The 26,353-nt window shown below is 43.2% G+C and carries 27 protein-coding genes; 2 read left to right on the top strand and 25 right to left on the bottom strand.

The window, feature by feature from the left end; all coding sequences use genetic code 11:
- Nucleotides 1–13: 13 nt before the first annotated feature.
- From rpsH to rpsJ, 16 genes are all read right to left on the bottom strand, one after another.
- A complete protein-coding gene (rpsH, locus tag G603_RS0116835) occupies nt 14–415 on the bottom strand; it encodes a 30S ribosomal protein S8 (RefSeq protein ID WP_026525901.1) in 402 nt (133 codons plus the stop codon).
- Nucleotides 416–500: 85 nt separating this feature from the next.
- Complete coding sequence (locus tag G603_RS0116830; RefSeq protein ID WP_026496969.1) at nt 501–686, bottom strand: type Z 30S ribosomal protein S14; 186 nt, start codon at nt 684–686, stop codon at nt 501–503.
- Between the two features lie 19 nt (nt 687–705).
- Nucleotides 706–1,245: a 50S ribosomal protein L5 gene (rplE, locus tag G603_RS0116825; RefSeq protein WP_026525902.1), complete on the bottom strand. Its 540-nt coding sequence runs from the start codon at nt 1,243–1,245 to the stop codon at nt 706–708.
- An 18-nt stretch (nt 1,246–1,263) separates the two neighbouring features.
- Entirely contained in the window at nt 1,264–1,578 is a 315-nt protein-coding gene (gene rplX, locus G603_RS0116820; protein ID WP_026496967.1) for a 50S ribosomal protein L24, read from the bottom strand.
- Between the two features lie 11 nt (nt 1,579–1,589).
- Nucleotides 1,590–1,958 (bottom strand): 50S ribosomal protein L14, encoded by a 369-nt coding sequence (gene rplN / locus G603_RS0116815; RefSeq protein ID WP_026493610.1) that lies wholly within the window; start codon nt 1,956–1,958, stop codon nt 1,590–1,592.
- Between the two features lie 45 nt (nt 1,959–2,003).
- Nucleotides 2,004–2,258: a 30S ribosomal protein S17 gene (gene rpsQ / locus G603_RS0116810; protein ID WP_026496966.1), complete on the bottom strand. Its 255-nt coding sequence runs from the start codon at nt 2,256–2,258 to the stop codon at nt 2,004–2,006.
- Nucleotides 2,259–2,282: 24 nt separating this feature from the next.
- Nucleotides 2,283–2,486 carry a 50S ribosomal protein L29 gene (gene rpmC, locus G603_RS0116805; protein ID WP_026496965.1) on the bottom strand — a complete coding sequence of 68 codons (204 nt, stop codon included), beginning with the start codon at nt 2,484–2,486 and terminating at the stop codon, nt 2,283–2,285.
- The gene (gene rplP, locus G603_RS0116800) at nt 2,476–2,913 is read right to left on the bottom strand and encodes a 50S ribosomal protein L16 (RefSeq protein ID WP_026496964.1); all 438 of its coding nucleotides are present in this window, start codon (nt 2,911–2,913) and stop codon (nt 2,476–2,478) included. Before rplP ends, rpmC begins: the two co-directional genes overlap by 11 nt.
- Nucleotides 2,913–3,584 (bottom strand): 30S ribosomal protein S3, encoded by a 672-nt coding sequence (rpsC, locus tag G603_RS0116795; RefSeq protein WP_026496963.1) that lies wholly within the window; start codon nt 3,582–3,584, stop codon nt 2,913–2,915. The genes rplP and rpsC overlap by 1 nt, the downstream gene beginning before the upstream one ends.
- Before the next feature lie 20 nt (nt 3,585–3,604).
- On the bottom strand, nt 3,605–3,991 hold the full coding sequence (gene rplV, locus G603_RS20880; RefSeq protein ID WP_035793715.1) for a 50S ribosomal protein L22: 387 nt from the start codon (nt 3,989–3,991) through the stop codon (nt 3,605–3,607).
- 43 nt (nt 3,992–4,034) lie between these two features.
- On the bottom strand, nt 4,035–4,316 hold the full coding sequence (gene rpsS / locus G603_RS0116785; RefSeq protein WP_022761335.1) for a 30S ribosomal protein S19: 282 nt from the start codon (nt 4,314–4,316) through the stop codon (nt 4,035–4,037).
- Nucleotides 4,317–4,348: 32 nt separating this feature from the next.
- Nucleotides 4,349–5,191, bottom strand: a complete 843-nt coding sequence (gene rplB, locus G603_RS0116780; RefSeq protein WP_026496961.1) for a 50S ribosomal protein L2 — start codon at nt 5,189–5,191, stop codon at nt 4,349–4,351.
- Nucleotides 5,192–5,276: 85 nt separating this feature from the next.
- Complete coding sequence (gene rplW, locus G603_RS0116775; protein WP_026496960.1) at nt 5,277–5,576, bottom strand: 50S ribosomal protein L23; 300 nt, start codon at nt 5,574–5,576, stop codon at nt 5,277–5,279.
- On the bottom strand, nt 5,576–6,199 hold the full coding sequence (gene rplD / locus G603_RS0116770) for a 50S ribosomal protein L4 (RefSeq protein ID WP_026525903.1): 624 nt from the start codon (nt 6,197–6,199) through the stop codon (nt 5,576–5,578). The genes rplW and rplD overlap by 1 nt, the downstream gene beginning before the upstream one ends.
- Before the next feature lie 25 nt (nt 6,200–6,224).
- Nucleotides 6,225–6,908 carry a 50S ribosomal protein L3 gene (gene rplC / locus G603_RS0116765; RefSeq protein WP_026525904.1) on the bottom strand — a complete coding sequence of 228 codons (684 nt, stop codon included), beginning with the start codon at nt 6,906–6,908 and terminating at the stop codon, nt 6,225–6,227.
- A 145-nt stretch (nt 6,909–7,053) separates the two neighbouring features.
- Entirely contained in the window at nt 7,054–7,365 is a 312-nt protein-coding gene (gene rpsJ / locus G603_RS0116760; RefSeq protein WP_022761340.1) for a 30S ribosomal protein S10, read from the bottom strand.
- A 563-nt stretch (nt 7,366–7,928) separates the two neighbouring features.
- On the opposite strand from rpsJ, the gene G603_RS20875 reads away from it, so the two are divergent.
- Nucleotides 7,929–8,792 carry a class I SAM-dependent methyltransferase gene (locus G603_RS20875; RefSeq protein ID WP_026525905.1) on the top strand — a complete coding sequence of 288 codons (864 nt, stop codon included), beginning with the start codon at nt 7,929–7,931 and terminating at the stop codon, nt 8,790–8,792.
- A gap of 130 nt (nt 8,793–8,922) precedes the next feature.
- Here G603_RS20875 and G603_RS20870 read toward each other — a convergent pair whose 3' ends face one another.
- The 3 genes from G603_RS20870 to G603_RS0116735 all read right to left on the bottom strand — a co-directional run bounded on the left by G603_RS20870 (nt 8,923) and on the right by G603_RS0116735 (nt 12,032).
- The gene (locus G603_RS20870) at nt 8,923–9,768 is read right to left on the bottom strand and encodes a GTP pyrophosphokinase (protein WP_081667612.1); all 846 of its coding nucleotides are present in this window, start codon (nt 9,766–9,768) and stop codon (nt 8,923–8,925) included.
- A 145-nt stretch (nt 9,769–9,913) separates the two neighbouring features.
- On the bottom strand, nt 9,914–11,137 hold the full coding sequence (locus G603_RS0116740) for a bacterial transcriptional activator domain-containing protein (protein ID WP_026670949.1): 1,224 nt from the start codon (nt 11,135–11,137) through the stop codon (nt 9,914–9,916).
- Nucleotides 11,138–11,177: 40 nt separating this feature from the next.
- Complete coding sequence (locus G603_RS0116735) at nt 11,178–12,032, bottom strand: endo alpha-1,4 polygalactosaminidase (protein ID WP_051208042.1); 855 nt, start codon at nt 12,030–12,032, stop codon at nt 11,178–11,180.
- Nucleotides 12,033–12,225: 193 nt separating this feature from the next.
- On the opposite strand from G603_RS0116735, the gene G603_RS0116730 reads away from it, so the two are divergent.
- Nucleotides 12,226–13,026, top strand: a complete 801-nt coding sequence (locus G603_RS0116730; protein WP_026670947.1) for a YlmH family RNA-binding protein — start codon at nt 12,226–12,228, stop codon at nt 13,024–13,026.
- A 15-nt stretch (nt 13,027–13,041) separates the two neighbouring features.
- On the opposite strand, the gene G603_RS0116725 is transcribed toward G603_RS0116730, so the two are convergent.
- From G603_RS0116725 to G603_RS0116700, 6 genes are all read right to left on the bottom strand, one after another.
- Nucleotides 13,042–14,256: an LL-diaminopimelate aminotransferase gene (locus G603_RS0116725; protein ID WP_026670946.1), complete on the bottom strand. Its 1,215-nt coding sequence runs from the start codon at nt 14,254–14,256 to the stop codon at nt 13,042–13,044.
- 140 nt (nt 14,257–14,396) lie between these two features.
- On the bottom strand, nt 14,397–15,884 hold the full coding sequence (locus tag G603_RS0116720; protein ID WP_026525910.1) for a glutamate synthase subunit beta: 1,488 nt from the start codon (nt 15,882–15,884) through the stop codon (nt 14,397–14,399).
- Nucleotides 15,885–15,900: 16 nt separating this feature from the next.
- The gene (gltB, locus tag G603_RS0116715) at nt 15,901–20,385 is read right to left on the bottom strand and encodes a glutamate synthase large subunit (RefSeq protein ID WP_026670945.1); all 4,485 of its coding nucleotides are present in this window, start codon (nt 20,383–20,385) and stop codon (nt 15,901–15,903) included.
- A gap of 103 nt (nt 20,386–20,488) precedes the next feature.
- Entirely contained in the window at nt 20,489–22,597 is a 2,109-nt protein-coding gene (locus tag G603_RS0116710; RefSeq protein WP_035793711.1) for a glutamine synthetase III family protein, read from the bottom strand.
- A gap of 121 nt (nt 22,598–22,718) precedes the next feature.
- Nucleotides 22,719–24,302 carry an asparagine synthase B gene (gene asnB, locus G603_RS0116705; RefSeq protein WP_026670944.1) on the bottom strand — a complete coding sequence of 528 codons (1,584 nt, stop codon included), beginning with the start codon at nt 24,300–24,302 and terminating at the stop codon, nt 22,719–22,721.
- A 79-nt stretch (nt 24,303–24,381) separates the two neighbouring features.
- Entirely contained in the window at nt 24,382–26,151 is a 1,770-nt protein-coding gene (locus G603_RS0116700) for an ammonium transporter (protein ID WP_026670943.1), read from the bottom strand.
- Nucleotides 26,152–26,353 lie beyond the last annotated feature (202 nt).

Genomic DNA, 26,353 nt, shown 5'->3' with positions numbered 1-26,353 from the left:
CCGTACCTCCAATTTACCAAACGAATGCAAGAACTTCGCCACCAACCTGGAGCTCTCTTGCTTTTTTATCAGTTACAACACCCTGGTTTGTAGAGATGATAGCGATTCCGAGACCGCCAAGTACTCTCGGAAGATCCTCTCTGCCTGCGTATACACGAAGACCAGGCTTGGAAATTCTCTTCAGACCAGTGATGACTCTATCATTTCTGTCAGCACCGTACTTGAGTGTGATGTGAAGAGTCTTGAAACCATTCTCTTCAACTACATCAAGCTTCTTGATATAACCTTCGTCAAGAAGAATGTTTGCGATTGCAAGCTTCATCTTTGATGAAGGAACGTCAACAGTATCATGCTTTGCAGTATTAGCGTTACGAATTCTTGTAAGCATATCTGCAATAGGATCATTCATTGCCATTTTTGAAAAAGCCTCCTTATTTTCTATTATTGCTTCGCCTTACTGTGCCCGTCTGCACAGAGACACGAAGCCGCAATGTTTTATATTACCAACTAGCCTTACGTACACCCGGGATCTCACCCTTGTAAGCTAACTCACGGAAACAAATTCTGCAGATTCCGTATTTTCTAAGATAAGCATGCGGACGTCCGCAGATTCTGCAACGGTTATAACCGCGTGTAGAAAACTTCGGTTTCATCTGCTGTTTTACCTTCATGGATAATTTAGCCATGTGTTCGATTCCTCCTTAATTACTTAGCGAAAGGCATGTTGAAGAGTGTTAAAAGCTCACGAGCCTCTTCATCAGTCTTGGCAGTTGTTGTGAAGATGATATCCATACCTCTTGTCTTATCAACCTTATCGTACTCGATCTCAGGGAAGATAAGCTGCTCCTTGATACCAAGTGCATAGTTTCCTCTACCATCGAACGCGTTCGGGTTAACACCACGGAAGTCACGTACACGAGGAAGTGCAAGGTTAACAAGGCGATCCATGAACTCATACATCTTCTCACCACGAAGAGTTACTTTACATCCGATCGGCATACCCTCTCTTATCTTGAAGTTAGCGATGGACTTCTTTGCCTTAGTGTAAACAGGCTTCTGACCAGCGATAATCTGCATATCGTTAGCAGCGTTCTCAAGAACCTTAGCGTTCTCTTTAGCTTCACCTACAGCCATGTTTATAACGATCTTATCGAGCTTCGGAACTTCCATAACGTTCTTGTAACCGAACTTCTTTGTCATAGCGTCCACGATCTCGTCTTTGTATAAATCTCTATATCTACTCAAAGCTCCTTACCTCCTTTCTTATTTGTCAATGACATCACCAGTTGACTTTGCGATACGAACTTTTTTGCCGTCCTCAACCTTAAAACCAACACGTGTTGCCTTCCCCTTATGAACATACATAACATTGGAGATGTCCATGGGAGCTTCCTGCTGAATGATACCACCGTTGGGGTTGGAAGCAGAGGGCTTTGTGTGCTTTGTTACCATGTTAGCACCCTCTACTACTACCTTACCATTCTTTGTGTCAACGGAGAGTACCTTGCCTTCTTTATCTTTGCTCTTACCAGCGATAACCTTAACAGTATCGCCCTTCTTAATCTTACTTGTAGACATTCGGTGCCTCCTTATAATACTTCCGGAGCGAGAGAAAGAATCTTCATGTATTTCTTATCACGAAGCTCTCTTGCAACGGGTCCAAAAATACGAGTTCCCTTCGGGTTACCTTCATCATTGATGATAACAGCAGCGTTCTCATCAAAACGGATGTAAGAACCATCCTTACGGCGAGTCTCTTTAACAGTACGTACTACAACTGCCTTAACAACATCACCCTTCTTTACAACGCCGCCTGGTGTTGCTTCTTTAACCGAAGCAACAACTACATCGCCGATTCTCGCATATCTTCTTGTAGAACCACCCATAACACGGATTGTTAAAAGCTCTTTAGCACCTGTGTTATCAGCAACTCTAAGTCTGCTTTCCTGCTGAATCATGTTATTTCTCCTTTTATAATCAACAATCTGAAAACCATCCGCTAATTACTTAGCACGTTCAATAATCTGAACCAATCTCCATCTCTTATCCTTAGACATGGGTCTTGTTTCCATAACCTTGACTGTATCACCTATACGACATTCATTGTTCTCATCATGAGCCTTCAGCTTATAGGTTCTTTTTACAATCTTCTTGTAAAGAGGATGCTTTACATGATCTTCGATGGAAACAACGATGGTCTTATCCATCTTATCGCTTGTTACTTTACCAACACGCGTTTTTCTTAAATTTCTTTCCACGATATATCTCCTTTCAGGATTCCATTACTTTGCAGCATTCTGTGTAATAACAGTCTGAATTCTTGCAATGTTCTTTCTAACCTCTTTAATTCTTGCTGTGTTATCCAGCTGGTTAGTTGCATTCTGGAATCTCAGATTAAAAAGTTCCTTTTTAGCTGATACAAGCTCCTGATTAAGTTCCTCAGCAGACTTAGCCTTCAGCTCTTCTACATACTTATTAGTTTTCATTGGATGCACCGCCTTCCAAATCAGCCTTTGATACGATCTTACACTTGCAAGGAAGCTTGTGAACTGCGAGACGAAGTGCCTCTCTAGCTACCTCTTCATCGACTCCGCCGATTTCAAACATAACACGTCCAGGCTTAACAACAGCTACCCAGTAATCTACAGAACCCTTACCGGAACCCATACGAGTTTCAGCAGGCTTTGCTGTAACAGGCTTGTCAGGGAAAATCTTGATCCATACCTGACCGCCACGCTTGATGAAACGAGTCATAGCGACACGGGCTGCCTCGATCTGATTAGAACGAATCCAGCAGGGCTCAAGCGCTACTATTCCATACTCACCGTATGCGATTGTGTTGCCGCGTGTAGCCTTACCAGCCATAGAACCGCGGAACTGCTTACGATGCTTTACTCTCTTCGGCATTAACATTATTTATCGCTCCCTTCCTTATCTGAATTCTCGGATGCTTTGGTGGGAAGTACTTCACCCTTATAGATCCATACCTTAACACCAACCTTACCATAGGTTGTATCTGCCTCAGCAAATCCATAATCAATATCTGCTCTAAGTGTCTGAAGCGGGATTGTTCCCTCGCTGTAGAACTCGCTACGAGCGATATCAGCACCACCAAGACGACCACTGCAGCAAGCCTTGATACCCTGTGCATCTGTCTTCATTGTTCTGCTCATGCAGGACTTCATAGCACGACGGAATGATACACGGTTCTCGAGCTGCTGTGCGATGTTCTCTGCAACAAGCTGAGCATCCTTATCGGGCTTCTTGATTTCCTTAATATCTACAAGAACCTTCTTATCTGTGATCTTTGAAAGTTCTTTCTTAGTAACTTCGATCTCTGCGCCACCCTTACCGATTACTACGCCGGGCTTTGCTGTATAAACGATTACCTTAACACGGTCAGATGCTCTCTCGATTTCGATCTTGGAGATGCCTGCCGCATAAAGCTTCTTCTTCAGAAACTTTCTGATCTTGTAGTCTTCAACAAGATTGTCTGCAAATTCATTATTATCTGCATACCATTTGGAATCCCAATCTGCGATGACGCCAACTCTCAGGCCATGAGGATTAACTTTCTGTCCCATTGAACTTACTATCTCCTTTCTTATCTCTCATCCAGAATCAATGTCAAATGGCTTAATTTCTTCTGAATTCTGTAAGCTCTACCCTGAGCTCTAGGCTGAATTCTCTTCATAATCGGGCCATTGCTTGCATTGCACTCTGCAATGTACAGATTTGCTCTGTTCATGCCGTTATTGTTCTCAGCATTAGCAATTGCAGAATTAAGTAACTTAAAAATTACGCTTGATGCATATCTCGGATTGTATTCCAAAATAGCAAGTGCTGTCTCAACGTCTTTACCCCTGATGGCATCCATAACAAAGCATGCCTTCTGAACAGGGATTCTTGCGTAAGATAACTTTGCTGAAGGTCTGTTGTCCTTCTGAGCATTTCTCTCTCTCTTAACTTGGGTTCTATGCGCTGTAGCCATAGAATAACCTCCTTTCACTGTTCAAAAACTGTAACCGGTCGATTTAGCGAACTCCGCCCTTCTTCTCAGCGCCTGCATGACCTCTATAGGTTCTTGTAGGAACGAATTCACCAAGCTTGTGACCAACCATATCTTCCGTTACATATACCGGAATATGTTTTCTTCCGTCATGAACAGCGATTGTGTGTCCAACGAAGGAAGGGAAAATCGTGGAACGACGGGACCATGTCTTAACGATTTGCTTCTGATTCTCTGCATTCATTGCATCGATCTTCTTAAGCAGGCTTGCGTCTGCGAAAGGTCCCTTTTTAAGTGATCTTGACATTGTCATTCTCCTCTCAAATAACTCAACATGGCTTATTTAATAGCCTTACCGTCTCTTCTTCTGATGATCATCTTGTTAGAAGCCTTTTTCTTCTTACGTGTCTTGTAACCAAGAGCAGGCTTACCCCAAGGTGTGCACGGGCCGGGACGACCGATAGGTGCTCTACCCTCACCACCACCATGCGGGTGATCATTCGGGTTCATAACTGATCCACGAACTGTAGGACGGATACCCATGTGGCGCTTACGACCAGCTTTACCAATGTTGATAAGGTTGTGATCGATATTACCAACTGTACCGATTGTAGCACGGCACTCGATAGGAACAAGTCTCATCTCGCCAGAAGGAAGACGAAGTGTAGCATACTTACCTTCCTTAGCCATAAGCTGAGCTGAGTTACCAGCTGAACGAACGAGCTGACCACCTCTTCCGGGATAGAGCTCGATGTTATGTACGCTCTCACCGACAGGAATGTTTGCAAGAGGGAGGCAGTTACCGATACGAACCTCGGCTGCAGGACCATTCATGATTGTCATGCCATCCTTAAGTCCCTGAGGAGCAAGGATGTAAGCCTTTGTGCCATCCTCATACTCAAGCAGTGCGATGTTTGCTGTTCTGTTAGGATCGTACTCGATACCGATAACCTTAGCTGTGCACTCATCTTTATAACGCTTGAAGTCGATGATTCTGTATTTTCTTCTTCCACCGCCACCGCGATGTCTTACTGTAATCTTACCCTGGTTGTTACGTCCAGCGATTGAATTCTTAGAAACGAGGAGGCTCTTCTCGGGAGTCTTCTTTGTGATCTCTGAGAAATCAGAACCTGTCATGTTTCTTCTGGACGGTGTATATGGGCCGTATTTCTTAATTCCCATGATAATCTCCTTTTGTTTTTATCACGCACGGCTTGTGCCTGGATCCGGACTTTGATTGATCCTGTGCGTATAGTCTATTGGTTAATTAAAGTCCCTGGAAAATCTCGATATCCTTGCTGTCCTCGGTAAGCTGTACGATTGCCTTCTTAACCTTAGCAGTTCTGCCATAAGTCATTCCGCGTCTCTTAAGCTTTCCGTTAGCATTGAGAGTGTTTACCTTAGCAACCTTAGCGCCATCGAACATCTTCTCAACAGCTTCCTTGATCATTGTCTTGTTAGCTTCAGGATGTACGAAGAAAGTGTACTTTTTCTCACCCATAGCGTTCATGCTCTTCTCTGTGAGCACGGGCTCAAGGATTACGTCATAATACTGAATAGCTGCCATTATGCATACACCTCCTCAATCTTAGCAACTGCGTCCTTTGTAAGAACGAGTGTCTGTGCATTTACAATATCATATACATTGATTGTATTTGTAAGTGCTGTCTTTACTTCAGGAAGATTGCTTGCTGACTTAACAACCTTAGCATCGTTATCTGCAAGAACAACGAGTGCCTTACGTGTAGCCTTAAGGTTTGTCATAACCTCTGCAAACTTCTTTGTCTTAAACTCATCCATCTTGAGCTCGTCAAGAACGATAAGCTTACCTGTCTGAACCTTATCAGTGAGTGCTGACTTAAGAGCAACTCTCTTCTCTTTCTGGTTCATCTTGAAAGAATAATCTCTCGGAGCGGGTGCGAATACTACACCACCGCCTGTCCACTGAGGAGCTCTTGTTGAACCCTGTCTTGCATGACCGGTTCCCTTCTGTCTCCAAGGCTTACGACCGCCTCCGCTAACCTCGGAACGAGTCTTTGCCTTCTGTGTACCCTGACGCTTGTTAGCAAGCTGCTGAACTACTGCCAGATGTACAAGATGTTCATTTACTTCAACTCCGAAGATGGCATCGTTAAGTTCGATGTTGCCAACTTCTTTGCCTTCCATATTGTAAACAGATACGTTAGCCATCTGTATGTTCCTCCTTTCGAAAAGTTTATGCCTCAACCTTTGTAGTTTCCTTGATTGTTACAAGTCCCTTCTTCGGTCCGGGTACTGCGCCCTTTACAAGGATCAGATTCTTGTCAGCGTCTACGCGAACAACCTCAAGATTCTGAACTGTTACCTTAACGCATCCCATGTGACCAGGCATTCCTTTTCCTTTGAATACACGGCTCGGATCAGAACTGGATCCGTTAGAACCCTGATGACGGTGGAACTTGGAACCATGGGCCATAGGTCCTCTGTGCTGACCATTCTTCTTGATTGCGCCCTGGAATCCCTTACCCTTGGAAGTTGCTGTAGCATCGATCTTGTCGCCAGCAGCGAAGATGTCAGCCTTGATCTCGCTTCCAAGCTCATACTCAGATGCGTTCTCGAACTTGAACTCGCGAACGAATCTCTTGCAGGAAACGCCAGCCTTTTTGAAGTGACCCTGCTGAGCCTTGTTTACACCATGTGCATGTACGATTGTCTTCTTGCCGTTCTTGTCTCTGTTGATGATCTTTTCTTTCTTATCAACATAACCAACCTGAACCGCACTGTAACCATCGTTCTCAACGGTCTTGATCTGTGTTACTACACAGGGGCCTGCCTGCAGAACAGTTACAGGTACAAGTGAACCGTCTTCGTTGAAGATCTGTGTCATACCGATCTTCGTAGCTAAGATAGCCTTCTTCATTGTATTTACCTCCTTATTACATCTACAGCGGATGCTTACATCGTTCGCAATGTCGCTTTAATTGCACATTGGCAATTCTCCAGTTTTCACGGCATCATGCGTCTTGCATCATACTAGTAGAGGTTTAACATTAGTAGCCGATGAATTATTTCATCTTGATATTGATATTTACACCTGCGGGCATCTCTAATCTCTGAAGAGCCTCAACTGTCTTAGGTGTAGGTGTGATGATATCGATAAGTCTCTTATGTGTTCTCTGCTCGAACTGCTCTCTGGAATCCTTGTACTTGTGTACCGCACGAAGGATTGTTACTACTTCCTTCTTAGTGGGAAGCGGTACAGGTCCACTAACCTGAGATCCGTTCTTCTTGACTGTCTCGATGATCTTCTTGGCAGATGCATCAACAAGCTGATGATCATAAGCCTTAAGTGTAATTCTCATTACCTGATTTGCCATAAAAAAAGTCGCCTCCTTTTCGCACTTTAATTAGATAAGTACGACAAGCGGTGACTGTACACTCTCCCGTGTGTGTCGTGAACTTTCACATCCACAATCTTTTCACACGTCGTTTCTGTTCGCTAAGCTTCACAGACATATTGTTTGTACAGTGACTTGTCGTCAGATTGTCTGACCTTTAAGGTCTCTTGACATTCGCTCCACGGAAAACCTGCCTCACTGGATAAGGCAGCAACCTCACGCTTCACAGCTATCATGTCACAGCATTGATAAATATATCCTATTTCTTTTCCATATGCAAGCATTATTTTCAAAATTAATTACTTTTTACGTAAAATAGGCAATTTCGAGCATTTTGACTTGATGTTTTTTAATCTATTTCGCCTGCATTGTTTCTTTTTTTCATATTTTATATAAAATCTATAAATGTTTCTTCTATATTATATGGAAGAAAACATGATTATTATATAATATGGAAGAAGAAAGCACATCCTGTTTTTATGTGACTGTATTTCTTCTATAAATAATGTTTGTTTTATCATTTTTAGTTTTAGGAGTCAAATATGTGGATTGCAGATAATTGGAAGGACTATGAGGTAATAGATACTTCTAGCGGCGAGAAGCTGGAGAGATGGGCCGACTATATGCTGGTGCGCCCCGATCCCCAGGTAATATGGAACACAGAGAAAAAGCACATGGGCTGGAAGAAATTCAACGCCCGTTATAATAGAAGCAACAAAGGCGGCGGTGAATGGGATTTTAGAAACCTCCCGGAGGAATGGACTATTAATTATAAGGAACTTACCTTCCATTTAAAACCCTTCAGCTTTAAGCATACAGGACTTTTCCCGGAGCAGGCTGCTAACTGGGACTGGTTCTCTGAGCTTATCAAAAATGCAGACAGACCAATCAAGGTATTAAACCTGTTCGCATATACAGGTGGCGCTACAGTCTCCGCCGCAAAAGCAGGTGCAGCCGTTACCCACGTAGATGCTGCTAAGGGCATGGTTCAGTGGGCAAAGGAGAATGCTGCATCATCAGGACTTGCAGATGCTCCTATCAGATGGCTTGTGGATGACTGCGGCAAGTTCGTTGACAGAGAGCTTAGACGCGGCAACAGCTATGATGCCATAATCATGGATCCCCCTTCTTATGGAAGAGGTCCCAAGGGCGAAATTTGGAAAATAGAAGACTGCGTATATGATCTGATCCTTAGAAGCGCAAAGCTCTTATCAGATAAACCGCTTTTCTTCTTAATTAATTCATACACCACAGGATTACAGCCCGCAGTGCTTTCCTACATGCTCCATACAGCAATCGATCCGCTTCACGAGGGATATGTGGAAGCTGATGAAGTAGGACTTCCCGTTAAATCAAACGGTCTGGTTCTTCCCTGCGGCGCAAGCGGACGATGGGTTGCAAAGTAATTTAAACCACGAAAAATAATAAATCCGAAAGCATACGTATTTACAAAGCCCAAAAACAAATTTATAAGCACAACAAAAAGGAAGGCACCAAAGCCTTCCTTTTATTATAGAAACCACATATTAAAAATTATCAATCATCATCTTCAAGCATTGCTCTCTGTTCTGCCTGAATCTCTCGCCTTATTATCTCCAGTGTCTCAGTGGATGCTCTTTCCTCTTCCTCTGTAGGAATCATATTGTATGGTGAACCGTCACCTGCATCAATACGTTCTCTGATCTGTTGCATTCTGCGGTCAAGCTGATTGATCAGATCCGCACTGAACTTCAGATCCTCGGAAATAAGCTCTGCGTTCTCGATGTCCTTTTTGTATTTCATCTTATGCTCAAGGCTTGCCCAGAAGTCCATTGCAATGGTTCTGAACTGAACCTCAACCTTCATATATTCCTTTGTATCCGTAAGGAATATCGGAATCTCTACTATAAGATGAAGGCTTCTGTAGCCACTGTCTTTGGGAACAGCGATGTAGTCCTTCTCAACAAGAACTTCCACATCATCCTGCTTCTTAAGGCAATCAGCCAGCATATAAATATCATCAACAAAAGAACATATCGCTCTGCATCCTGCAATATCCGATATATTGTCCTGAATATTTTCAAGGGAAAAAGCAACGCCCTTTCTCTTTAACTTCTCGTAAATACTTACGGGTGTTTTAATTCTGCTCTTTATGTTTTCAAAAGGATTGCGGTTATATCTGAGTGTAAGCTCTTTGTTTAAAACCTCAAGTTTGGTTCTTACTTCCGATAAAGCACAATCATATTTCATCATCATCATCTGGAATTCCTGCACCTGCCCTCTCATAATAAGCAGCTGCTCGATTTCCTTCTGAGATATATTACTAACATTTAAAAGAGACTTTTGCTCATCAGTCATGAACGACCGATCAAGCTGAGTTAAGTCCAAATTACCAATAGCCATGGGCATTCCTCCAAGCTCTAACGTATGCCCCCTCAAAATGGGTGATCACGCTAATATTCCCCAAATGCGCTCGCCCATAAACCAATTATATCATCTAGAAAACTTTATTATATGAAATAAGTGTGAACCTTTGCCTCAGAAAAACTTATCTTTCATCAGCTATATCTTTATATGAAATAATTCTGTAATTCAGTGAAGCTCTCGGTCCTGCAAGCTCCTTAAGTCTGTCCTGCAAACGTCTGTGTACCAGCATGCACTCCTCGACACCGGTTCCGGTAAGAAGTACAAGGTACTGAGTTCTGGAGTATCTGCAGAAAGCATCGCCGTGACGAAGTGTCTCGTTTATAGCAACCTTAAGAGATTCCATTCTTCTCTCTGCTTTTTCTTCCTGTCTGATCTCTTTACCTTCATAATCGGCAATAGTCAAAAGCAGAAGGAATACTGTAAGTCCGTGTCTCTCCATGTTACGGCTAAGAATATGATATGAAGCACTCATCTCAGGGAAAAGACATTCATAAGGCTTATTATCCTCTTCTTCCACAAGCTCGCCGCCGATGGGATGATCCATGTAGTCATCCTGATCGCTGATACCAAGATCGGAAAAAGCAGAATCCTGCAGGTTCTGATAGCATCTCTGCATATTCTCAGTAGGAGAAACACCGAGCTCCTCAGCGTAGTATCTGACCATCTCTTCATAAAGAGCATAAGCCTTCTTATAGTCCTTCAGGAACATATAAGCTTCGATCTCACCTACCTGCCACTCACAGTCCTTATCGATGTCGGCAGCTGTATGATATACATAAGCCATCTCAGAATACTCTTCATTCTCCTTGTACTGAGCTGCCAGATAATCTACGCACTCATCATACATGGTCCTGTATTCTTCAGCCCTTCTTGAAATCCAGTAAAGATCATCAAGTTCAGGAAGGAAAGCTCCCTTATAAAGATCAAAGGCCTGCTTCATAAGCTCAGTCTTTTTCTTATCGGACTTCTGCTTCCTGGCTTCTCTGAAGAACTGTTCAAACTCAATTATATCGGAAGAGATATCAACATCCTGATCAATCACGTATCTTCCATCAGAAATGGCAATAAGCTTTCCTCCGGGAATACCGGCTTTCTCAGCAACCTTCTTAAACTGATATACAAGGTTGTTAAGACTGTTATTGAGATTACTCTTTACGCCAAGATCATCAGAATAAATATCTTCCTGAAGATCCTCTTTAAGTACACCCTCTTCGCCGGCAACGCAGATTCTGGTTATCAGCTGGATATACTTAGATCCCTTATTCCTTCCCAGTGTGAGGCTCTTGCCGTCACATTCAATTCCAAATCCCCCAAGTGTTGTTACTCTTATACTTATTTTTTTCATATCCCTCTCTCTTGCCTTCTGTCCTTGATAATCAAGATCTTTATGATAGGTTCAAATTACCGGATATATAATACTTATATCCTTTTTTCTTACAATAGTTCTTTATCTTTTTCTTTAGCCTTTTATTTTTAGTGTATTCCAAAAGGTAAACCTTCTTCTTACACTTTTTTACTTTTTTCAAATAAGAGGTGAAGTACTTCTCTGAGTCCTTATCACTCTTACCAAACTTGTTCTTATCGTAATCAATTATCCTGGTAAAAACACTCTCCTGGTTAACACCGTCAAGTATTCCGTCCAGAGAACCGTTCCTGTCGTAGTACTCGGTTACAAATGTATCTCCGCCGTTAATGATTACCTTGCCCTTTTTGGACAAGCCTTTCAATATAATCTCAAGTCCATCGTAGATACCGGGGCCAAATGCAGCATCCTTATACATATAATAGACATCTACATTATCAACGAAAAAACCATCAACGCCTGTTGCCTTGATTCTCTCAGAGAGATCATTAACAATGAAGTTCTGCCATTTTTCCTTGGATACATCAACCCATCGCTCATCTTCCCAGTTCTCATAAACATCGAGCATGACATCACTGAAATCATTATAGTAATCTCTGTAATTCTCTATGGCTCCGACATTTATATAACTGTATACCTTATGCCCCGCCTTCCTGAGCTTACGTATGTCCTCTTTGGTAAAATCATTCTGAACATCGATCACGATGGTCTTATACCCGGCCAGTTTCCTCATAGTCTTCTTATTACTGTTAAGACTGAGGAAAACACCGTAATCATTGGCAAAGGTTTTCTTAGCTGATACCGTGCTTGCCGTCGCAGCAAGAATACCCACAAGCATCATCAGCGCAAGTGCAGATGCTATAAGCTTTTTTCTCATATTCATCCCTTGCTATCATAATATAATAAATAAAGTAACTATACACCAAAACTTATTATACCATAAAGAAGATATATGAAATACCTTCTGTGTGTCCAATCATCCTTTATAATTCTAAATTATCCGAGTTTCCACGACAAGATGCCACATGCAAATTATTGACATTTATCTGCATAAAATATAGATTAAAAAAATGGACAACGAAAGATTATTATTAGGACGAATTAAAGACCTGGCAAGACGTGCCTATGAAAACAACTACGTAACGCACACTGATTTTCTCTCACAGTCTGAGCTGTATGATGTAACTTCACTATGCGTATCAAACGGACTCATCACCGGAGAAAACCAGATTGAAGGTGTGGATTACTGTATTTACGGAGGCATTGAAGATCCGGAAAGAGCAGTCATCTGCTTTCTCCCTTCATACCTTGATTCCGAAGCCTTCCTGTTACAGGAGCGCTCTGAAAGTGACGTTGTAAGCTGCATTCTGATAGAACCCGCTAACAGGAAATTTGCCGATGAGCTGACACACAGAGATTTCCTTGGATCTCTTATGAACCTTGGAATCGAGCGAAACAGAATCGGCGATATCAGAACAGACCAGACAAGAGGCTACGTATTTGTCATGAAGGATGTGGCATCGCTTATCTGCGATGAGCTTTGCAGGATAAAACACACTACCGTCAAGTGTAAAAAAGTACCGGTTTCCGAATGTGATATCATTCCGGAGTTCAGGATTCTTGAGGGCACAGTTTCCTCTGAAAGACTTGATGCGATTCTGGCTCTTGTATACAAGCTAAGCAGAAGCAAAGCCCAGGATCTGGTGGAATCGGAATCTGTTTTCGTGGATGGCAAAACAGCCCACAGCGGCGGCTATGACCTTAAGGAAGGCTCAAGAGTCTCCGTAAGAGGCTATGGCAAATTCGTATATGACGGCGTACAAAAAGCCACCCGTAAAGGGCGGCTCTCCGTAAAAATCAAGGTGTATTGAGATTTCAAAATCTCATTACATCTTTTTTATTCTCTCAATCGCTTCGATGGTATTTCCCTTACTTCCAAAGCCTGTCAGTCTGAAGTAATGCTCACCTCCGGGGCCAAAGCCTGATCCCGGTGTTCCAACCACATTTGCTTTTTCCAAAAGCATATCAAAGAACTCCCAGCTGGTCATGTTATCCGGTGTTCTAAGCCAGATATAAGGTGCATTTACGCCGCCTGACACTTCAAAGCCTGCCTCCTTTAAACCGTCATGGATATACTTAGCATTCCACATATAATAAGCAATCTGCTCTTTTACCTGCTTCATTCCTTCCTCAGAATAAACAGCTTCTCCTGCTCTCTGAATAATGTATGGAGCGCCGTTATACTTTGTTCCATGTCTTCTTGCCCACAAAGGCCAAAGCTCCTCGCCGCCTGTTTTAAGCTGCTTGGGAATAACCGTGTAACCAAGTCTAAGCCCTGTAAATCCGGCAGTCTTGGAGAATGATCTAAACTCGATGGCGCAGTCCTTTGCTCCATCGCACTCATATATACTGTGGGGAACGCCCTCTTCGGAAATATATGCTTCATAAGCCGCATCGTAGAGAATTACAGAATCATTCTTATTGGCATAATCTACAAACTCCTGCAGCTTTTCCTTTGAAATAACAGCTCCGGTAGGGTTGTTGGGGAAGCACAGGTAAATAAGATCCGGCACCTCTTCGGGGAGCTCCGGTGCAAAGCCATTCTCAGCCTTACAGGGCATGTAAATTACGCCCTTATATCTGTCTGCAGCTGCATCAAACTCGCCTGTTCTTCCTGCCATTACATTGGAATCAACGTAAACAGGATATACAGGATCACACACTGCGATCACATTATCAAGTCCGAAAATCTCCTGAATATTACCGCAGTCGCACTTAGCTCCATCGGAAACAAAAATCTCATCCGGAGAAATATCACATCCCCTGACCTTAAAATCCTTTTCGGAAATAACCTTTCTAAGGAACTCATATCCAAGATCAGGAGCATATCCCTTAAAGGTAGAAGGATCAGCCATCTCATCAACAGCGTTGTGGAGAGTCTCTATAACCTTTGGTGCAATAGGTCTTGTAACATCTCCTATACCAAGCCTGATGATCTTTGCATCAGGGTTAGCTTCGCTGTATGCTGCTACCTTTTTTGCAATTCTGGAAAAAAGGTAGCTTCCGGGTAACTTCAAATAATTCTTGTTTATTGTAGCCATGATAAATTTTCATACTCCTCTCTTAGTAAAATCCTCTGCAAGCTTTTGCAAAAACGCAAAAAGCGCCCTAGAGTTATCACTCTAAGACGCCTTTGTCTTCATCAAGATACATCTTACCTTCATGAAAACATAATGTCAAATTATAGATTTGAATATCCCATAAGGAATTCATCAACCTCTACAGCGCAGGCTCTGCCTTCTGCAATAGCCCATACTACGAGGGATTGTCCCCTGTGCATATCACCTGCGGAGAAGATTTTTGTACCTTCAATATGATAACCATTCTCATTTGTGATAACAATTCCCCTCTGACTTCTCTTTACATCAAAAGCATCAGCTGAGTAATCCTCGCATCCGATAAAGCCCGCTGCGATAAGGAGAATATCACACTTAAGTTTTTTCTCTGAACCCTTTACCTCTGTAAGCTTGCCATCCTTGAATGTCACCTTTACGGTTTCTATCTCTTTGATAGCACCCTTTTTATCTGTGGTTATGCTCTTAACCGTGGTCTCATATACTCTTGGATCATCTCCAAAAACATGGATTGCCTCCTCGTGACCATAATCAGTTTTAAGGGTCTTTGGCCACTCAGGCCATGGATTATTCTGAGCTCTTTCTACAGGTGGCTTTGGCATCATCTCAAGGGCAGTTACGCTTTTTGCACCGTGTCTTAAAACTGTTCCGATGCAGTCGTTACCTGTATCACCGCCGCCTACGATCACAACATTTTTACCTGCCGCATCAATGTAACCGCCATGTTTTTTCAAGGCTTCTACCGACCTGTCCTCGGAATCCATAAGTGCCTTTGTAGTCTGTGTTAAAAAATCGACCGCAAAGTAAACACCCTTAACACTTGCAGGATCTGCTGCCGGAAGAGGTCTTGCCTTTTTAGCACCGCAGCACAAAACAACTGCATCGAATTCCTTAAGGAGCCCTGCTGCCTCCTTCTTATTTACATCAACGCCTGTATGGAAAACAACACCCTCTTCCTCCATCAAAGCTCGTCTTCTCTTAATAACGCTTTTATCAAGCTTCATGTTGGGGATTCCATACATAAGAAGTCCGCCGATCTCATCCTCTCTTTCAAAAACTTCTACCGTATGACCTCTGTGGTTAAGTTCATCTGCAACTGCTAGACCGGAAGGTCCGCTTCCTACTACTGCCACCTTTTTCCCACTTCTGATCTCCGGGATTCTGGGAGTTATGTATCCATGATTAAAAGCCGTCTCTATAAGGAAAAGCTCATTATCATGAACAGTAACCGCATCTCCGTTCTGTCCGCACATACATGCCTTTTCGCAAAGTGCAGGACACACGCGTCCGGTGAATTCCGGAAAATTACTGGTCTTACGAAGTCTTGCAAAAGCATGATTGTCATGACCTCTGTAAATCTCATCGTTCCACTCAGGTATCAGATTATGAAGAGGGCATCCTGTAACCATGCCGCCAAGATTCATGGCAGACTGACAAAAGGGAACGCCGCAGTTCATACATCTTGCAGCCTGTTTTCTTCGCTCATCCGGGATAAGAGGCTTATGAAATTCTTCAAAGTTCTTAAGCCTCTCAGCCGGTGAAACATCCTTATTATTTGTTCTTTTATATTCAAGAAATCCTGTATCTTTTCCCATCTTTTTGCTCCTGTTTTTATGATAGCTCTTTAAATGCCTCAAGTACTGCGTGCTCGTGATCCATTCCCTGCTCCTCATGCCTTCCGATGGCTGTAAGCATCTTCTGGTAGTCGTTAGGAACTATCTTTTTAAAATCAGGAATATAATCATCAAAATTGTCCAAAATCTCGCGGCCGTACTCTGATCCGGTTTCCTTTACGTAGTCCTCAAGGATTCCGTAAAGCTCAGCGATATCATATTTTTCAGTAAGCTCACAAAGTGAAGCCATATCCTTGTTCATGCGAAGGTAAAGAGTATGCTCCTTATCGAGAACATAAGCTATACCACCGCTCATGCCGGCTGCAAAGTTCTTACCTGTCATTCCAAGGATTACAGCTCTTCCGCCTGTCATGTACTCAAGGCCATGATCGCCACAGCCTTCAGAAACAGCTATTGCACCGGAATTTCTTACACAGAATCTCTCTCCTGCTATGCCGCAAACATAGGCTTTACCTGCTGTTGCACCGTAAAGTGCAACGTTACCGATAATGATGTTTTCATGTGCTTTATAGGTAGCCTTTGTTGCAGGTCTTACAATGACCTTACCGCCTGACAATCCTTTTCCAAAACCGTCATTGGCATCACCGTAAAGCTTTATAGTCACACCCTTCGGAAGGAATGCGCCAAAGGACTGACCGCCGCCTCCGTGGGCCTCTATCATCACGGAATCATCGGGAAGTGTATTCTGATAATTCGCAGTTACTCTGCTGCCAAGAAGAGTTCCAAAGCTTCTGTCCGTACTGGATACATCCACCTTGATATGAGCATTCTTATCCTTCTCGTAGGCAGGTATAAGTACCTTTGAATCCAGTGTTTTTTCAAGAGCAAAATCATAAACATCTACAGGATCAAAATGGTTTTTCTCAGGACTTGTATATGCCTTATTAAGGATTCTGCTAAGGTCAGCGGCATCCTTACATCTTGCATCAGAAACCACTCTCATCTTAAGGCAGTCTGTTCTACCAACCATATCTGTGAGTTTTCTAAAGCCAAGCTCGCTCATGATCTCTCGAAGCTGTCTTGCAACAAAGAGCATGAAGTTCATTACGTATTCAGGCTTTCCTGCAAATCTCTTTCTAAGCTCTTCGTTCTGAGTAGCGATACCAACAGGGCATGTATCCTTGGAGCAAACTCTCATCATCATGCAGCCCATACATACAAGGGGCGCTGTAGCAAAACCAAATTCCTCTGCACCAAGAAGCGCTGCGATAGCAACATCCCTACCTGTCATCAGCTTACCGTCTGTCTCAAGGACAACTCTGCTTCTAAGACCGTTATCTAGAAGTGACTGATGTGCTTCACTGATACCAAGCTCCCAGGGAAGTCCCGCATGGTGAACTGAGGATGAAGGCGCTGCGCCTGTTCCTCCGTCATAACCTGACACAAGAATTACCTGTGCGCCTGCTTTTGCAACACCTGAAGCGATGGTTCCAACACCTGCCTCAGATACGAGCTTAACTGAAATACGTGCCTTATCATTGGCATTTTTAAGATCGTAAATCAGCTGCGCAAGATCCTCGATCGAGTAAATATCATGATGCGGCGGAGGTGAAATAAGTGCTACGCCGGGAGTTGAAAAACGAGTTGCTGCAACCCAGGGGTATACTTTTTTACCGGGAAGATGTCCGCCTTCGCCTGGCTTTGCACCCTGTGCCATCTTAATCTGGATCTCTTTTGCACTCTGAAGATACTGGCTTGTTACACCAAATCTTCCTGATGCCACCTGCTTAACAGCACTGTTTTTCTCTGTTCCAAAACGAGCTGCATCTTCACCGCCTTCACCGGTGTTTGATTTTCCGCCAAGTCTGTTCATGGCGATTGCAAGAGTCTCATGAGCTTCTTTTGAAAGTGAGCCATAGGACATGGCTCCAGTCTGGAAACGCTTTACAATCTCTTCTTCGCTCTCAACCTCATCAAGGGGTACAGGCTCTTTTGCAGGTACAAATGAAAGGAGTGCCCTAAGTGTATGAGGTCTTGATTCGTCATCAACCATATGAGTGTACTGTCTGAACATATCGTAGTCACCCTCTCTTACAGATCTCTGGAGAGTAACGATTGTCTTTGGACTGTACATGTGATCTTCTTTGTCTTCGCCGCTTCTAAGAGCATGGAAACCGATGGAATCAAGGCTTGAATCCGTGGAAAGTCCAAGGGGATCAAATGCTCTGTTATGACGAAATTCCACATCCTCACCAATCTCATTTATACCGATTCCGCCTACGCGGCTTGTGGTTCCTGTAAAGTATTTATCAACAAGCTCCTTTGAAAGACCAATCGCCTCAAAAATCCTTGCTGACTGATATGACTGAAGTGTGGATATACCCATCTTGGCTGCAATCTTTACAACGCCGCTAAGAAGAGCCTTATTATAATCTGCTATTGCAGTGTGATAGTCTTTATCAAGTATGCCTATATCGATAAGCTCTGCTATGCACTCCTGAGCAAGATAAGGGTGGATTGCTCTTGCACCAAAACCAAGCAGTGTTGCGATCTGATGAACATCTCTTGGCTCACCGCTCTCAAGAATAAGAGAAACTACCGTGCGCTGCTTTGTTCTTACGAGATGCTGCTCCACTGATGACACAGCAAGAAGTGACGGTATAGGCATGTGGTTTTCATCAACTCCTCTATCAGAGAGAATGATGATGTTAACGCCGTCTGCCACCGCTCTGTCCACGGAAACATCAAGCTGCTCCAGTGCTCTTTCAACAGGAGTATTCTTGTAATAAAGAAGTGAGATTTTCCTTACCTTAAATCCCGGCTGATCCAGTGATTCTATTTTCATAAGATCAACGCCTGTAAGGATCGGGTTGTTCACTTCAAGAACTCTGCAGTTATCGCTTTTTTCCTTAAGAAGGTTACCATCAGATCCGATGTAAACCGTCGTATCCGTTACAACCTTCTCTCTAAGGGAGTCGATGGGCGGATTTGTAACCTGCGCAAAAAGCTGCTTAAAATAGCAAAACAGCGGCTGATGATGCTTTGAAAGCATGGCAAGGGGAATATCCGTACCCATGGAAACTGTAGGCTCTATGCCATTCATTGCCATAGGCATGATCTGATTTTTCACATCTTCATAGGAATATCCGAACACCTTGTAGAGCTTATCCCTCATAACCTGTGTGTGGGTCGGGATTTTTTTATTCGGAATATTAAGTGAATCCAGATGAAGGAGATATCTGTCAAGCCACTCACCGTAGGGTCTTGCCTTGGAATACTTCTCCTTACACTCCTCATCTGAGATTATGCGGCCTTCTCTGGTATCAACAAGGAGCATATGTCCCGGTGAAAGTCTGGACTTTTTCAGAATGTTCTCCTCGGGAATATCAAGCACACCAACCTCGGAAGCCAGAATAAGTCTGCCATCCTTTGTCACATAGTATCTGGAAGGACGAAGACCGTTTCTGTCGAGAGTTGCTCCGAATACTTCTCCATCTGTGAAAAGAACAGCCGCAGGGCCATCCCAGGGCTCCATCATGGTTGCATAGTAGTGATAGAAATCCTTCCTGTCCTTATCCATGAAATCGTTGTGCTTCCAAGGCTCAGGAATAGTAAGCATCATGGCAAGAGGCAGATCCATGCCATTCATATATAAAAATTCAAGGGTGTTATCAAGCATCGCAGAGTCAGAACCTGAAGATGCGATTACAGGATAAACCTTACCAAGATCATCCCCGAAAACATCAGAATCCATGGTCTCTTCACGAGCCAGCATTCTGTCACTGTTACCGCGGATGGTATTGATCTCACCGTTGTGTGCGATCATTCTGTAGGGATGAGCTCTCTGCCATGAAGGTGTTGTGTTGGTTGAAAATCTGCTGTGTACCATGGCAACCGCAGTATGATAATCAGGAGATAATAAATCTCCGTAGAAATTTCTAAGCTGACCTACAAGGAACATACCCTTGTAGACAATGGTTCTGGATGAAAACGAACAGATATAGGTATCCTCTGAAGATTTTTCATACTCTCTTCTAAGGCAGTAGAGACGTCTGTCAAAATCAATACCCCTCTGAACATCTGAAGGTCTCTCAACAAAGCACTGGCAAATATAAGGCATGCAGTTTCTTGCAACCTCACCAAGAATTTCAGGATGTATTTCCACATCCCTCCATCCAAGGACCTTAAGGCCTTCCTTTTCAGCAATGACCTCAAGCATGCGCTTCGCGAACATTCTTTTCATGGAATCCTGGGGAAAGAAGAACATACCGATTCCGTAGTCCCCGGCTTTCTTCAGCTTAATGCCGATCTTAGCAGCTTCTTTTGAAAAGAATTTATGGGAAATCTGAATAAGGATGCCTACACCGTCTCCGACTTTTCCTGTTGCATCCTTACCTGCTCTGTGTTCAAGTTTCTCTACTATGGAAAGAGCATCATCTAAAACTTTATTGTCTGCACTTCCATCTATATTGATGACTGCACCGATACCGCAGGCATCACGTTCGTTCATCCAAGTATTCATAATAAATAAAAGCTCCTCAAATTTTAAACTCTGTATGCCACCTCACCCGGTCAGGAGAACCTGGGCCGGGTGAGATGTACATTATTAGAAAAAATATGAAAGGTTATCGAAGTGAAAACAGCATCTGTCCGTATGTAGGATAGCTGAGATACTTATCAGGAATAAGTGCTTCAGCAGTATCTGCATATTTACGAAGCTCATCCATATCAGCAAGGATTGTCTTCTGATAATATGCTGCAGTTTCCAGAACCTCTGTCATTCCTTCAGCTGTCTTTGTGTCCTCTGCGAGCTTTGCAAGTGCCTTGCACATGTTAGCACCCTGCTCATCCAGAGTCTTAAGCACTCCTGTTTCAAGAGCACAATCTGCGCTTTCAAGTACACTCTTCTTCTGAAGAATTTCCTTTGTAAGATCCTTCTGGTATGCTACAAGACCTTCTGTAAGATCCTTTCTGATCATCTCCTGCATTGTAAGAGACTCGATATGGATTGACTTTGAGTAGTTCTCAAGCAGGATCTCATATCTTGAGAAAATCTCTTCCTTGGTGAAGATACCGTGCTTTGTGAAAAGCTCGATGGACTTATCAGAAATCCAGTGAGGCATTGCATCCGGAAGAGACTTAAGGTTAAGAAGTCCTCTCTTTTCTGCTTCTGCAACCCACTCATCTGTGTAGCCGTTACCGTTGAAAAGAACTCTCTTGTGTGCTGCAAGCTCTTCCTTAAGAACTTCAGCGATCTTTTCTTTAAGCTCGTCTCCGCTATAACCTTCAAGCTTCTCGTATAATCTGGCAACCTCTTCTGCAACTGCAGTGTTGAGAACGATGTTTGCATTTGCTACAGAAACTGCAGAACCGGGCATTCTGAACTCAAACTTGTTACCTGTAAATGCGAAGGGTGATGTTCTGTTTCTGTCTGTGTTGTCCTTTGTAAAGTGAGGAAGAACCTGAGCACCCATAGCCATCTGAACTTTTCCTGAGCCCTCGTATGCGGTTCCTGCTTCAACTGCCTTAAGTACTTCAGCAAGCTCATCACCTACGAAAATGGAGATGATTGCCGGCGGTGCTTCGTTTCCGCCAAGTCTGTGATCGTTACCTGCAGAAGCAACTGATAATCTGAGAACACCTGCATAATCATCAACTGCTGCGATAACTGCCATCAGGAAAACAAGAAAAGGAATGTTCTCTCCGGGATGTTTTCCGGGATCTAACAGGTTAAGGCCTGTATCAGTGCAAACTGACCAGTTGTTGTGCTTACCTGAACCATTGATTCCCTCGAAGGGCTTTTCATGTAACAGACATGCGTAGTTGTGCTTATCTGCAACCTTCTTCATAACTTCCATTGTGAGCTGGTTGTGATCAACAGCGATGTTGGCTGTCTCAAAAACAGGTGCAAGCTCATGCTGTGAAGGAGCAACCTCGTTATGCTTTGTCTTAGCAGGAATACCAAGCTTCCAAAGCTCTTCATCAAGATCATGCATGTAAGCTGAAACCTTGGGCTTGATTACGCCAAAGTAATGGTCCTCCATCTCCTGCCCTTTTGATGCCGGAGCACCGATAAGTGTACGTCCGGTAAAAAGAAGGTCCTTTCTCTTTTTATAGAAGTCTTTATCTATAAGGAAATACTCCTGCTCAGAGCCGATTGTGGTGTTTACGCGCTTTACATCCTCATGTCCCAGGAGGTGGAGCATCTTAACTGCTTCTCTTGAAAGAGCTTCCATGGATCTAAGAAGAGGTGTCTTCTTATCAAGAGCCTCTCCTCCATAGGAGCAGAAAGCAGTCGGGATATAAAGTGAACCATCTTTAATAAAGGCAGGAGATGAAGGATCCCATGCTGTATATCCACGTGCCTCAAATGTGGCACGAAGACCGCCTGAAGGGAAACTTGAAGCATCAGGCTCGCCCTTTACAAGCTCTTTTCCTGAAAACTCCATGATTACAGTTCCGTTATCAGCAGGTGAAATGAAGCTGTCGTGCTTCTCTGCTGTAAGGCCTGTCATAGGCTGGAACCAGTGAGTAAAATGTGTTGCACCGTTCTCTACTGCCCACTCTTTCATAACAGCGGCAACTGTGTTTGCAACCTCAAGTTCCAGGTGACTACCCATCTCTATTGTTTTGTGTACTGCCTTGTAAATATCCTTAGGCAGACGCTGTTTCATTACCTTGTCATTAAAAACAAGACATCCATATTCTTCTGTAAGTTTGCTGGCATCAATCATATCTTCCTCCTTTTGTACGGCTCCTTCCCAGATATGTTCCAATTTCACTCTCGTTGCTTACGCATAATCGATTGAAATTGGAACATATCTTTCATGGAACCTCACTTAAATAATTAACATTTTATTCACCACTGGCACCGTAATTTGAGAGAACACGGGCCGAGGGGTCATTTACATCGCAGCCCTTCCAGGATTTATTTGGCATCCAGAAGTCTACAACCATATGAGATTGATTCTCATAATACTTTTCAAAAATATCTCTGAATAAAAGTGATTCCTTAGTAAAAGGTGTAGCGTGTGAGTACTTTGCTTTTCCTGCTTCGAATGCTGCATCAGTGTATGTTGCTTCTGCATACTCGATAATATCATCTCTAAGAGAATGTCCCACAGCATCTGAAAATGCTGCTTTTTCTCTCATCAATATTGAGCGAGGAATGAACTCGTCCTTTTCAAAAGCTTTTCTTAGAAGGAACTTGCCCTTTCCGTAGGTGTTAAGCTTTTTAGCAGGATCAATACTCATTACGTAATCTACAAAATCAAGATCTCCGAAAGGAACTCTTGCTTCAAGCGAATTCACGCTTATACATCTGTCGGCTCTGAGAACGTCATACATATGAAGCTCTCTGATTCTTTTCTCTGCTTCTTCCTGGAATGCCTCCGCACTGGGAGCAAAGTCCGTGTACTTGTATCCAAAAAGCTCATCAGAAATCTCACCTGTAAGAACAACCTTAATATCGGTATTTTCATGTATCCATTTGCAAAGAAGATACATTCCGATTGATGCTCTTACTGTTGTGATGTCATAGGTTCCAAGTGCGTGTATTACAGGTTCGATGGCATCTATAACATCCTGCTTGGTAATGATGACCTCGTGATGATTGCTGTGAATATAATCAGCAACTTCTCTTGCATACTTAAGGTCAATGGCATCTATATCCATACCTATTGCAAAGGTCTCGATAGGCTTATCTGAAAGTCTTGCTGCCACGCCGCATACAAGTGATGAATCAAGCCCTCCTGAAAGAAGGAAACCTACAGGTGCATCAGCCTGAAGTCGTTTTTTAATTCCTAAAAGAAGCTTATCGTGAATGTTCTCTATAACTGTTTCAAGATTATCTGTTCTTACCTCTTTGACCTTTGTCAGATCTCTGTAGCAGATAAATTTTCCATCCTCATAATAGTGTCCGGGAGGGAAAGGCTCGATCCTGTCACATACCCCGGTGAGGTTCTTAGGCTCTGATGCAAAAACGATGTGCTTATCGTTATCATATCCATAGTAAAGAGGTCTGATTCCTATCGGATCTCTTGCAGCTATGAATTTGTTTTTCTCGCCGTCGTAGATAACACATGCAAATTCCGCATCCAGCATAGAGAACATTGCAGTTCCAAGCTTTTCATAAAGAGGAAGCAATATCTCGCAGTCGCTATCACTGTTGAAGCTGTATCCAAGGGATTTAAGATAGTCTCTAAGGTGTGTGAAACCGTACAACTCTCCATTACAGATAACTGCATTACCATTCAACTCAAAGGGCTGCATGCCCTTGCAATTAAGTCCCATGATTGCAAGTCTGTTAAAACCAAGCCATCCGTTTTTCACCTTAAGAGTCCTGGACTTGTCCGGACCTCTGGATGCTGTTCTCTCCAGCAATCCCTTAAAATAATCCTCTGATACTTCTTCTCCTTCGTATGCAAGTATTGCGCACATACTGTTTCCTCCTGATACTAATTATTTGTATATTTGAATGAGGAGCGCATAACACCACTTATGCGTTCTTCATGCTATATCACTCTGCATCTGCCAAAGCAGCTATACCTTCTTCGCCTGTACGGATCTTTACTACGTTGTCGATGCTGTAAACGAAGATCTTACCATCACCGATCTTGCCGGTGTAAAGTGTTCTCTTAGCTGCCTCGATAACATCCTCTACAGGGATCTTACTTACAACTACTTCAAGCTTGATCTTAGGAAGGAGTGTCACATCCATTTCAACACCGCGGTACTTCTGACCTGAGCCCTTCTGTACACCACATCCCATAACCTGAGTAACTGTCATACCTGTTACACCAAGCTCGTTCATAGCCTTACGAAGCTTGTCATATCTTGAAAGCTTTGTAACGATTACTACCTTATGAATACCGCTATCAGTCTTAACAGCCTGTGTTACAACAGGTACAGAAGCGTTCTTCTGGAACTCTGTAGCTGAATCATAATCACTTACACCAAGATCTGTGTTTTCATTTATGCTCATGTTAAGTGTGTTAGAAACATCCATGATAGCGAATCCTGAATATGCTGATGCAAGACCGTGCTCTGTTGCATCAAGTCCTGTGATTTCCTCTTCCTCAGAAACACGAAGACCAAGTGTAGCCTTGATTGCTGCGAAGGTAATTGTGATTGTTACTGCTGTCCATGCTGCTACTGCAAGGAATCCAATAAACTGAATTCCAAGAAGCTTAAATCCGCCGCCGTAGAAAAGACCTACCATCTCGTTTCCAGCTGCATCTGCGATTGAATAACCGGGAGCTGCATTTGTTGCAAAAAGACCAACTGCCAGTGTTCCCCAGATACCATTCAGGCAATGTACTGCAACCGCGCCAACCGGATCATCAACATGAAGCTTATAATCAAGGAACCATACACCGAAGCAAACAAGAAGTCCTGCTACAATACCGATCACAATTGCGCCAAAAGCATCTGTTACATCACAGGGAGCTGTGATAGCTACAAGACCTGCAAGTGAAGCATTGAGACACATTGAAACATCAGGCTTACCATACTTTAACCATGTAAAGATCATGCAGGTAACTGTTGCAAGTGCAGGTGCGATTGTTGTTGTTACGAAAACTGAACCAAGCTGTTCTACTGATGTGCAGGCTGCTCCGTTGAATCCGTACCAGCCAAGCCAGAGAATGAAAACACCAAGAGCTGCTGCTGTAAGATTGTGGCCGGGGAAAGCATTTACCTTAGTAACTTCTCCCTTTGCGTTAACCTCAAACTTACCGATGCGGGCTCCAAGAAAAGCTGCGCCGATGAGAGCTGAGATACCGCCAACCATGTGGATACATGTGGATCCTGCAAAATCGTGGAATCCCATCTGTGCCAGGAATCCGCCGCCCCATGTCCAGTGTGCTTCAATGGGATAGATGATTGCTGAGATAACTGCTGAATATACACAGTAAGAAATGAACTTTGTTCTCTCAGCCATGGATCCTGAAACGATCGTTGCTGTTGTTGCACAGAACACAAGGTTGAATACGAAATTGGACCAGTCAAAATTTGCATAGCTTGTGAAAATATCAAATCCCGGTCTTCCGATGATACCCATCATGTCTTCGCCAAGAAGAAGGCCAAAACCGATAAGGATGAAAACTACAGTACCAATACAGAAATCCATAAGATTCTTCATTATGATATTTCCTGTATTTTTTGCTCTGGTAAAACCAGCTTCACACATTGCAAATCCGGCCTGCATCCAGAATACAAGAGCTGCACCTATTAAGAACCACACTCCGAAAACACTCGCATTGATTCCACTCAAAATTTCTTCACTCATAATCCGCTCCTCCATAAAAAAGCGGCGCAAAGGGACTTTGGTTTTAACTTTAGATGCCCCATTGCACCGCTAATTCAATAATTCATTTTATTCGAGAATACATGTATACACTTGCGTGCATACGCTATCCGGAGTTATGTATTCTACAGCAGTCTCAGGTTGATCATGCCTGAAGCTAAAGAAAAAAGCGCCTTAAAGAGTA

Origin of the sequence: Butyrivibrio sp. AE3006 (assembly GCF_000424165.1) — a bacterium.
Lineage (GTDB): Bacteria > Bacillota > Clostridia > Lachnospirales > Lachnospiraceae > Butyrivibrio.
This window is presented reverse-complemented; position numbering and strand designations above follow the sequence as displayed.

What these genes read in the sequence shown, in the direction of transcription:
- G603_RS0116830 (WP_026496969.1), bottom strand. Translation starts at nt 686, where the DNA reads ATGGCTAAATTATCCATGAAGGTAAAACAGCAGATGAAACCGAAGTTT.
- gltB (WP_026670945.1), bottom strand. Translation starts at nt 20,385, where the DNA reads ATGAATACTTGGATGAACGAACGTGATGCCTGCGGTATCGGTGCAGTC.
- rplN (WP_026493610.1), bottom strand. Translation starts at nt 1,958, where the DNA reads ATGATTCAGCAGGAAAGCAGACTTAGAGTTGCTGATAACACAGGTGCT.
- rplC (WP_026525904.1), bottom strand. Translation starts at nt 6,908, where the DNA reads ATGAAGAAGGCTATCTTAGCTACGAAGATCGGTATGACACAGATCTTC.
- rpsJ (WP_022761340.1), bottom strand. Translation starts at nt 7,365, where the DNA reads ATGGCAAATCAGGTAATGAGAATTACACTTAAGGCTTATGATCATCAG.
- G603_RS0116725 (WP_026670946.1), bottom strand. Translation starts at nt 14,256, where the DNA reads ATGGCTACAATAAACAAGAATTATTTGAAGTTACCCGGAAGCTACCTT.
- G603_RS0116730 (WP_026670947.1), top strand. Translation starts at nt 12,226, where the DNA reads ATGGACAACGAAAGATTATTATTAGGACGAATTAAAGACCTGGCAAGA.
- rplX (WP_026496967.1), bottom strand. Translation starts at nt 1,578, where the DNA reads ATGTCTACAAGTAAGATTAAGAAGGGCGATACTGTTAAGGTTATCGCT.
- G603_RS0116700 (WP_026670943.1), bottom strand. Translation starts at nt 26,151, where the DNA reads ATGAGTGAAGAAATTTTGAGTGGAATCAATGCGAGTGTTTTCGGAGTG.
- G603_RS0116740 (WP_026670949.1), bottom strand. Translation starts at nt 11,137, where the DNA reads ATGAAAAAAATAAGTATAAGAGTAACAACACTTGGGGGATTTGGAATT.
- rplV (WP_035793715.1), bottom strand. Translation starts at nt 3,991, where the DNA reads ATGGCTACAGCGCATAGAACCCAAGTTAAGAGAGAGAGAAATGCTCAG.
- G603_RS0116710 (WP_035793711.1), bottom strand. Translation starts at nt 22,597, where the DNA reads ATGATTGATGCCAGCAAACTTACAGAAGAATATGGATGTCTTGTTTTT.
- rplW (WP_026496960.1), bottom strand. Translation starts at nt 5,576, where the DNA reads ATGGCAGCTATTCAGTATTATGACGTAATCCTTGAGCCCGTGCTCACA.
- G603_RS0116735 (WP_051208042.1), bottom strand. Translation starts at nt 12,032, where the DNA reads ATGAGAAAAAAGCTTATAGCATCTGCACTTGCGCTGATGATGCTTGTG.
- rplB (WP_026496961.1), bottom strand. Translation starts at nt 5,191, where the DNA reads ATGGGAATTAAGAAATACGGCCCATATACACCGTCCAGAAGAAACATG.
- rpmC (WP_026496965.1), bottom strand. Translation starts at nt 2,486, where the DNA reads ATGAAAACTAATAAGTATGTAGAAGAGCTGAAGGCTAAGTCTGCTGAG.
- rpsS (WP_022761335.1), bottom strand. Translation starts at nt 4,316, where the DNA reads ATGTCAAGATCACTTAAAAAGGGACCTTTCGCAGACGCAAGCCTGCTT.
- G603_RS0116720 (WP_026525910.1), bottom strand. Translation starts at nt 15,884, where the DNA reads ATGGGAAAAGATACAGGATTTCTTGAATATAAAAGAACAAATAATAAG.
- rplP (WP_026496964.1), bottom strand. Translation starts at nt 2,913, where the DNA reads ATGTTAATGCCGAAGAGAGTAAAGCATCGTAAGCAGTTCCGCGGTTCT.
- G603_RS20875 (WP_026525905.1), top strand. Translation starts at nt 7,929, where the DNA reads ATGTGGATTGCAGATAATTGGAAGGACTATGAGGTAATAGATACTTCT.
- rpsH (WP_026525901.1), bottom strand. Translation starts at nt 415, where the DNA reads ATGGCAATGAATGATCCTATTGCAGATATGCTTACAAGAATTCGTAAC.
- rpsC (WP_026496963.1), bottom strand. Translation starts at nt 3,584, where the DNA reads ATGGGACAGAAAGTTAATCCTCATGGCCTGAGAGTTGGCGTCATCGCA.
- G603_RS20870 (WP_081667612.1), bottom strand. Translation starts at nt 9,768, where the DNA reads ATGGCTATTGGTAATTTGGACTTAACTCAGCTTGATCGGTCGTTCATG.
- rplD (WP_026525903.1), bottom strand. Translation starts at nt 6,199, where the DNA reads ATGGCTAACGTATCTGTTTACAATATGGAAGGCAAAGAAGTTGGCAAC.
- asnB (WP_026670944.1), bottom strand. Translation starts at nt 24,302, where the DNA reads ATGTGCGCAATACTTGCATACGAAGGAGAAGAAGTATCAGAGGATTAT.